This window comes from Virgisporangium ochraceum, from assembly GCF_016863655.1.
Taxonomy (GTDB): Bacteria; Actinomycetota; Actinomycetes; order Mycobacteriales; family Micromonosporaceae; genus Virgisporangium; species Virgisporangium ochraceum.
This window is the reverse complement of sequence record NZ_BOPH01000168.1, coordinates 1-8,624: the sequence shown is the minus strand read 5'-3', so window position 1 is coordinate 8,624 and position 8,624 is coordinate 1. Positions and strand designations below refer to the sequence as shown.

At 75.7% G+C, this 8,624-nt stretch carries 2 protein-coding genes; both read left to right on the top strand.

Annotated elements, in window-relative coordinates; genetic code table 11:
* The first annotated feature begins 10 nt into the window (after positions 1 to 10).
* Positions 11 to 6,940 (top strand): type I polyketide synthase, encoded by a 6,930-nt coding sequence (locus Voc01_RS52420; RefSeq protein WP_203935305.1) that lies wholly within the window; start codon positions 11 to 13, stop codon positions 6,938 to 6,940.
* 20 nt (positions 6,941 to 6,960) lie between these two features.
* Positions 6,961 to 8,624: type I polyketide synthase (locus Voc01_RS52415; RefSeq protein WP_203935304.1), on the top strand; the 1,664-nt coding region annotated here is incomplete at its 3' end.

Sequence of the window (8,624 nt, the reverse complement as noted above, 5' to 3'; positions counted from 1 at the left end):
CATGGCCGGCATGCTCGACGAGTTCCACGCGGTGGCCTCGGGGCTGGAGTACCGGACCCCGACGATCCCCGTGATGGCGACCCTCGACGGCGACCCGACCACGCCCGGGTACTGGGTCCGCCACGTGCGGGAAGCGGTGCGGTTCCACGACGGCATGCGCGCCCTGGAGGCCGCCGGCGTCACCACCTACGTCGAGGTCGGTCCCGACGGCGTGCTCTCCGCGATGGGGCAGCACTGCGTCGACGGCGGCGAGTTCCTGCCCGTGCTGCGCCGGGACCGGGACGAGGCGTGGGCCGCCGTCTCGGCGCTCGCGGGCGCGCACGTGCGGGGTGTCGCCGTCGACTGGGCCGCCGTCCTCGGGGGAGGGCGCCGGGTCGACCTGCCCACCTACGCGTTCGACCACCGGCGGTACTGGCCGGAGCTCTCCGCCGCACCGGCGGCCGGGACCGCGGCGGCCGACCCCGCAGACGACGGTTTCTGGACCGCCGTCGAGCGCGGCGACGTCACCGCGCTCGCCGAGACCCTGCACACCGACTCCGGGACGCTCGCCGCCGTCCTGCCGGTGCTCACGTCCTACCGGCGCGGGCGACGGGAGCAGAGCGACCTCGACGCGTTGCGCTACGAGGAGGCGTGGAAGCCGGTCGCCGGCGCACCGGCACCGCCGCTCACCGGCACCTGGCTCGTGGTGGCGCCACCCGGGTCGGACGCCGACGCCGCCGTCGTCGGGGAGGCGCTCGCTCAGCGGGTCACCGAGGTGGTCACGGTCCCGGCGGACCGCGCCGACCGCGCGGCCCTCACCACGACGTTCGCCGCCCACGCGGCGGGCGCCGCCGGTGTCGTCCTCCTGCCGGCGGACGACGCCACCGCGGTCGCCACGGCGCTCGCGGTGGTGCAGGCGCTCGGCGACGCGGGGATCGGTGCGCCGCTGTGGTGCCTGACCCGCGGCGCGGTGACGGTCGGCCGGTGGGACCGGGACGTGCGGCCGTTCCAGGCGATGGTGTGGGGCCTGGGCCGGGTCGTCGGGCTGGAGCACGCCGGCCGCTGGGGCGGCCTGGTGGACCTGCCCGCGGCGCTGGACGAGCGGGCCGTGTCCCGGCTGCTGGAGACGGTGGCCCGCGGCGACGAGGACCAGGTGGCCGTCCGCGGCTCCGGCGTCTTCGCGCGCCGGATCGTGCGCGGCACGTGGCCCGCCGGCGACCCCGCCGCCGGCTGGCGTCCCCGCGGCACGGTGCTGGTCACCGGTGGCACCGGCGGGCTCGGCGCGCGCGTCGCCCGGTGGCTGGCCGCGAACGGCGCCCGGAACCTGGTCCTGACGAACCGGCGCGGCGACACGGCGCCCGGCGCCGCCGAGCTCACCGCCGAGCTGACCGACCTCGGCGCGAAGGTGACCGTGGTCGCCTGCGACGTCGCCGACCGGGCGGCCGTCGCCCGGCTCCTCAAGCGCCGCAGGGTGACCGCGGTCGTGCACACCGCCGGCATCGACCGCGGCACGCTCATCGCGGAGACCGACCCGGACGGGTTCGCCGCGGTGACCGCCGCCAAGGTCGACGGCGCGCGGCACCTGGACGAGCTGACCGGCGACCTCGACGCGTTCGTGCTGTTCTCCTCGATCTCCGGCGTGTGGGGCAGCGGCGGGCAGGCCGCCTACTCCGCGGCCAACGCCCACCTCGACGCGCTGGCCCGGCAGCGGCGGGCCCGCGGACAGAGGGCCACCGCGGTCTCGTGGGGGCCGTGGGCCGGCGGCGGCATGGCGGCCGCGGCCGGGGTGCACGAGCACCTGGTCCGCCGCGGGCTCACGCCGATGGACCCCGACCTCGCCATCGCGGCCCTGCAGCGGGCCCTCGACGGCGACGAGACGTGCGTGACCGTCGCCGACGTCGACTGGGAGCGGTTCGCGCCGGCGTTCTGCCTGGAGCGGGCCCGCCCGCTGATCGGCGACCTGCCCGAGGTGCGCCACGCGCTGACCGTGGAGGCCGTCACGGCGCAGGCGCCGCGGTTCGGGTCACCGGAGGAGGCGTTCCGGTCGCTGCTGGCGACGGTGCGCGCCGAGGCGGCGGCGGTGCTGGAGCACGCGTCGGCCGACGACGTCGAACCCGAGCGGGCGTTCCGCGAGCTGGGCTTCGACTCGCTGACCGCGGTGGAACTGCGCAACCGGCTGCAGGCGGCGACCGGGCTGCGGCTGCCCTCGACGCTCGTCTTCGACTACCCGAACGCGTCCGTGCTCGCGGCGTACCTGCGCGACGAACTGCTCGGCACCACCGAGCTGACCAGCGCGCCTATCGCCGCGGCGGGCTCCGACGAGCCCGTGGCGATCGTCGCGATGGCGTGCCGATACCCGGGCGATATCCGGTCTCCGGAGGATCTGTGGCGACTGGTGTCCGAGGGGACGGACGCGGTGGCCGGCTTCCCGACGGATCGGGGTTGGGAGTTGATCGAGAGTTCCGTGGACGGCTACGCCCGGCAGGGCGGCTTCCTGTACGACGCGGCGCGGTTCGACCCCGGCCTGTTCGGGATCTCACCGCGCGAGGCGTTGGCGATGGACCCGCAGCAGCGGCTGCTGCTGGAGACCGCGTGGGAGTCGTTCGAACGGGCCGGGATCGCACCGTCGTCGGTGCGCGGCTCGTCGACGGGCGTGTTCGTCGGAACGAACAGCCAGGACTACGCCGGCCTGCTGTGGGGGTCGGGCGACGACCGGGCGAAAGGCCATGCGGGGACCGGCAACGCGGCCAGCGTGTTCTCCGGACGCCTGTCGTACACCTTCGGGCTCGAAGGCCCGGCCGTCACCGTCGACACGGCCTGTTCGTCGTCGCTGGTGGCGCTGCACCTGGCCATGCAGGCGCTCCGGCAGGGGGAGTGCGACCTGGCACTCGCCGGTGGCGTCACCGTGATGTCGACGCCCGGCACGTTCGTGGAGTTCCACAAGCAGGGCGGCCTCGCCGCGAACGGGCGCTGTAAGGCGTTCGGGGCCGACGCCGACGGCACGGGCTGGGGCGAGGGCGTCGGCCTGCTGCTCGTCGAGCGGCTCTCGGACGCGCGCCGCAACGGCCACCCGGTGCTGGCGGTCGTCGCCGGCTCCGCGATCAACCAGGACGGCGCCTCCAACGGTCTGACGGCACCGAACGGTCCGGCGCAGCAGCGGGTCATCCGCCAGGCATTGGCGAGCGCAGGTCTGTCCACTGTGGACGTCGACGTGGTGGAGGCGCACGGCACCGGTACGGTTCTCGGTGACCCGATCGAGGCGCAGGCGCTGCTGGCCACCTACGGCCGGGACCGCTCCGCGGACACGCCGCTGCGGCTCGGGTCGCTCAAGTCGAACATCGGCCACACCCAGTCGGCCGCCGGCGTCGGCGGGATCATCAAGATGGTCATGGCGATCCGCCACGGCGTCATGCCGAAGACCCTGCACGCCGACGAGCCGTCGCCGCACGTCGACTGGAGCGCCGGTGCCGTCGAGCTGCTCACCGAGCCCCGCGAGTGGCCGGCCGTCGACCGGCCGCGCCGCGCCGGCGTGTCCTCGTTCGGCATGAGCGGCACCAACGCGCACACCATCATCGAGCAGGCGCCCGAGGCCGTCGACGCGCAGCGGCCCGCCACCCTGCGGGGACCGCTGCCGCTCGTCCTCTCCGGCGCCACCGAAGGGGCCGTGCGCGACCAGGCGGCCGCGCTGCGCGACGGGTTCACCGCCGACGCCGCCGATGTCGCATGGTCGCTGGCCACCGGCCGGTCGACCCGGGAACACCGGGCCGTGCTCGTCGGCGCCGACCGCGACGAGCTGCGCCGGCTCCTCGGCGACCTCGCCGACGGTGGCGGGTCCGTCGGCGTCGTCACGGGCCGGCCGGCGGTGGCGTTCCTGTTCACCGGACAGGGCGCGCAGCGTCCCGGCATGGGCCGCGACCTCTACGCGACCCACGACGTGTTCGCCCGCGCCCTCGACGAGGTCTGCGCCCACCTGGACCCGCACCTCGACCGGCCCGTCCGCGACGTGATGTTCGGAGATGATGCCGAGCTACTGGCGCAGACCGTCTACACGCAGACCGCGCTGTTCGCCCTGGAGGTGGCGCTGTTCCGCCTCCTGGAGTCGTGGGGTGTGACGCCGGACCACCTGATCGGGCACTCCATCGGTGAGCTGGCGGCGGCGCATGTGGCCGGGATCCTGTCGCTGGCCGACGCGGCGGCGTTGGTGGCCGCGCGGGGTCGGCTGATGCAGGCGTTGCCGGCCGGTGGGGCGATGGTCTCGGTGCAGGCCTCCGAGGAGGAGGTGCTGCCGCTGCTGGCCGGGCTGGAGTCCCGCGTGAGCATCGCGGCGGTGAACGGGCCGCGGTCGGTGGTGGTCTCCGGTGAGGAGGACGCCGTCCTGACGGTGACGGCCGGGTTCAAGGCCAAGCGGCTGACCGTGAGCCACGCGTTCCACTCGCCGCTGATGGCGGGGATGCTCGACGGGTTCTTCGAGGTCGCGTCGGGGCTGACGTACAACGACCCGGTCATCCCGGTCGTGACCAACGTCGACGGTGACCCGGCCACGCCGGAGTACTGGGTGCGGCACGTCCGCGAGGCGGTCCGCTTCGCCGACGGGATGAAGGCCCTCGAAGCCGCCGGCGTCACCACGTTCGTGGAGATCGGGCCCGACGGCGTGCTCTCCGCGATGGGACAGCACTGCGTCGAGGACGGCGCGTTCCTGCCGGTGCTGCGCCGCGACCGCGACGAGCCGTCGACGGTTCTCGCGGCGGTGGCCGGGCTGCACGTGCGCGGCGCCGCCGTCGACTGGCCGGCACTCCTCGGCGGCGGACGCCGGGTCGACCTGCCCACCTACCCGTTCCAGCGGCAGCGGTACTGGCCCACGTTCCGCGCGGTCACCGCGACCTCGGGCGGACCGGCCGACGGCGCGCAGGCCCGGTTCTGGGACGCCGTCGAGCGGGCCGACCTCGGCGCGCTCCGCGGCGACCTGAACCTCGGCGACGACGAGCTGGCCGCGGTGCTCCCGGCGCTGTCCGCGTGGCACCGCCGGCAACGCGCGGCGTCCACAGTGGACCGGATGCGCTACCGGATCCGGTGGGAGCCGGTGGCCGGTGCGCCCGAGCCGGCGCTGACCGGTGACTGGCTGCTCGCCGTCCCCAGCACGGATGACCCGTGGGTCGCCGCGGCGGCGGCCGCGCTGCGGCGGCACGGCGCCCGGGTCGAACAGGTCGTGGTCGAGAGCGACCGGGCTGCGCTCTCGGCCTGGCTCCGGGCCAGCGGCACCACGTGGACCGGGGTGCTGTCGGTCCTCGGCGCGCTGGCCCCGACGGTGACGCTGCTGCAGTCGGTCGCCGACGTCGGCCTGACCTGCCCGGTCTGGCACGCCACCACCGGTGCCGTCGCGGCCGGCGACGGTGACCCGGTCGACCGGCCGGAGCGGGCGCTCGTGTGGGGACTCGGCCGCGCGGCCGGCCTGGAGCACCCCGAACGCTGGGGTGGCCTCGTCGATCTGCCACCGCGGCCGGACGAGCGGGCCGCCGACGCGCTCTGCGCGGCCCTGGCCGGAACCGGTGGGGAGGACCAGCTGGCGGTCCGCGGCTCCGGGCTGCTCGCCCGCCGCCTCGTTCCGGCGCCCGAGGGCGACCCGGCGGCGGGATGGCGGCCGCGGGGCACGGTCCTGGTCACCGGCGGCACCGGCGCCCTCGGCGGGCACGTCGCCCGCTGGCTGGCCGCCAACGGCGCGCAGCGGCTGGTCCTCACCGGACGGCGCGGGCCGGACGCCCCGGGTGCCGGGGAGCTCGCCGACGAACTGCGCGCCACCGGCGTCGAGGTGAGCGTCGTCGCGTGCGACGTCGCCGACCGCGCCGCCGTGGCGTCGCTGGTGGCCGGCCTCGCCGACGGCGAGCTCACCGCGGTGGTGCACGCGGCCGGAGTCGACCGGGCGACCCCGCTCGGCACCGCGACCATGGCCGAGTTCGACGCCGTCGTCGAGGCCAAGACCGCCGGTGCGGCGCACCTCGACGAGCTGACCGGCGACCTCGACGCGTTCGTGTTGTTCTCCTCGATCGCCGGGATCTGGGGCAGCGGCGGCCAGAGCGCCTACGCGGCCGCCAACGCCTACCTCGACGCGCTCGCCGAGAACCGGCGCCGGCGCGGCCTCGCGGCCACCGCGGTGGCGTGGGGACCGTGGGACGGCGGCGGCATGGCGGCCGCCGACGGAGCCGCCGAGCACCTGCGCCGGCGCGGCCTGCGGCCGATGGCGCCGGAGGTCGGGATCGCCGCGCTCAGCGGGGCGGTCGGGCGCGGCGACACCTGCGTCACGGTCGTCGACGTGGACTGGGCCGGGTTCGTGCCCGGGTTCACCGCCGCCCGCCGGCGCCCGCTGATCGAGTCGGTGCCGGAGGTCCGGGCGATCCTGGCCGCGGAGGCGGCGGAGGCCGAGCGGTCCGGTGCCTCGGCGGAGGCCTACGCCGAGAGTCTCGCGGCCCTGCCCGCGGCCGACCGGGACCGCGCGCTGCTGACGCTGGTGCGCACGCACGTCGCGCGCGTCCTCGACCACGCGGCGCCGGAGGCGATCGAGCCGCACCGGGCGTTCCGCGAGCTCGGCTTCGACTCGCTGACGGCGGTCGAGCTGCGCACGGCGCTCGGTAAGGCGACCGGCCTGAAGCTGCCGGCCACGCTCGTGTTCGACCACCCGACGCCGGCCGACCTGGTCGCGCACCTGCGGTCGGCGCTGTGGCCCGACGGTGCCGGTCCGGCGCTGTCGGTCTTCGACGAGCTGGAGCGGCTGGAGCGCACCGTGCTCGCGATCGGTGCGGAGGATGCCGCGCTGGCGCAGGTGAACGCGCGGCTCCAGGCGCTGCTGAACGCGGTCACCGCGCAGCGGACGGCCGCGGCCGGCACCGACACCGTCACCACGAAGATCCAGTCGGCCTCGCGCGACGAGATCTTCGACTTCATCGACAAGGAACTCGGGCTCTCCTAAGAAGGAAAAGGCGTACTGGGATGAACGACGACGCGAAGCTCCTCGAGTACCTCAAGCGGGTCACGGCCGACCTGGCACAGACCCGCCAGCGTCTGCAGCAGGTGGAGTCCGAGGAGCACGAGCCCATCGCGATCGTCGCGATGAGCTGCCGGTACCCGGGCGGCGTGCGTTCACCCGAGGACCTGTGGCAGCTCGTCGCCACGGGCACCGACGCGGTCGGTCCGTTCCCGTCCGACCGCGGCTGGAACCTCGAGGCCCTCTACGACCCCGACCCCGACCACCCCGGCACCTCCTACGCCCGCGAGGGCGGGTTCCTCACCGACGCGACCACGTTCGACCCGGCGCTGTTCGGGATCAGCCCGCGTGAAGCGTTGGCGATGGACCCGCAGCAGCGGCTGCTGCTGGAGGTGGCGTGGGAGGCGTTCGAGCGGGCCGGCCTGGACCCGCTCGCCCAGCGCCGCACCGCGACCGGGGTCTTCGCGGGCGTGAACTCGCACGACTACGCGGCGCTGCTCGCCTACTCCACCGAGAACCTGGAGGGCTACCTCGGCACCGGCAACGCGGTCAGCGTGCTGTCGGGGCGGCTGTCGTACACGTTCGGGCTGGAGGGTCCGGCGGTCACCATCGACACCGCCTGCTCGTCGTCGCTGGTCGCGATCCACCTCGCCTGCCAGGCGCTGCGCCAGCGCGAGTGCACCACGGCGCTGGCCGGCGGCGTGGTCGTGATGTCGACACCGGGTACGTTCATCGACTTCAGCCGCCAGCGCGGCCTGGCCGCCGACGGCCGCTGCAAGGCCTTCGCCGGCGCGGCCGACGGCACCGGCTGGGGCGAGGGCGCCGGCCTGCTGCTCCTGGAGCGCCTGTCCGACGCCACGCGCAACGGCCACCCGGTGCTCGCGGTCATCAGGGGAACGGCGGTCAACCAGGACGGCGCCTCCAACGGCCTCACCGCGCCGAACGGACCCGCGCAGCAGCAGGTGATCCGCGCCGCGCTGACCCGCGCCGGCCTCGCAGCCGCCGACGTCGACGCGGTCGAGGCCCACGGCACCGGGACGATGCTCGGCGACCCGATCGAGGCGCAGGCCCTGTTGGCGGCCTACGGCCAGGAGCGCGAGCGTCCGCTGCTGCTCGGCTCCCTGAAGTCGAACATCGGCCACACCCAGGCCGCGTCGGGCGTCGGCGGCATCATCAAGATGGTCATGGCGATGCGCCACGGCGTGCTGCCGAAGACCCTGCACGTGGACCAGCCGACGCCGCAGGTGGACTGGTCGGCCGGCGATGTCGACCTGTTGACCGAGGCGCGGCCGTGGCCGGAGACCGGGCGTCCGCGCCGGGCCGGGGTGTCGTCGTTCGGGATGAGCGGCACCAACGCCCACACCATCATCGAGCAGGCACCGCCGGCCGGCGCGGAGCCGGCACCGGCCGGGCCGGACGTGGTCGCGGTCCCGGTGTCGGGTGAGACCGAGGAGGCGCTGCGCCACCAGGCCGCGCGGCTGCGGGAGCACCTGGCCGCGACGGACGGGTGGACCCCCGCCGACGTCGCCTACAGCGCGGCCACCGGACGGGCGACGCTCCGCCAGCGGGCCGCCGTCCTGGCCACCGGACGCGAGGACCTCCTCGACGGCCTCGCCGCGCTGGCCGAGGGCGGGCCGGCGCTGCGTGGCACCCAGGCGTCGGGAGGCAC

Coding starts and splice junctions, on each gene's coding strand:
- Voc01_RS52420 (WP_203935305.1), top strand. CDS start 11: ATGCTCGACGAGTTCCACGCGGTGGCCTCGGGGCTGGAGTACCGGACC.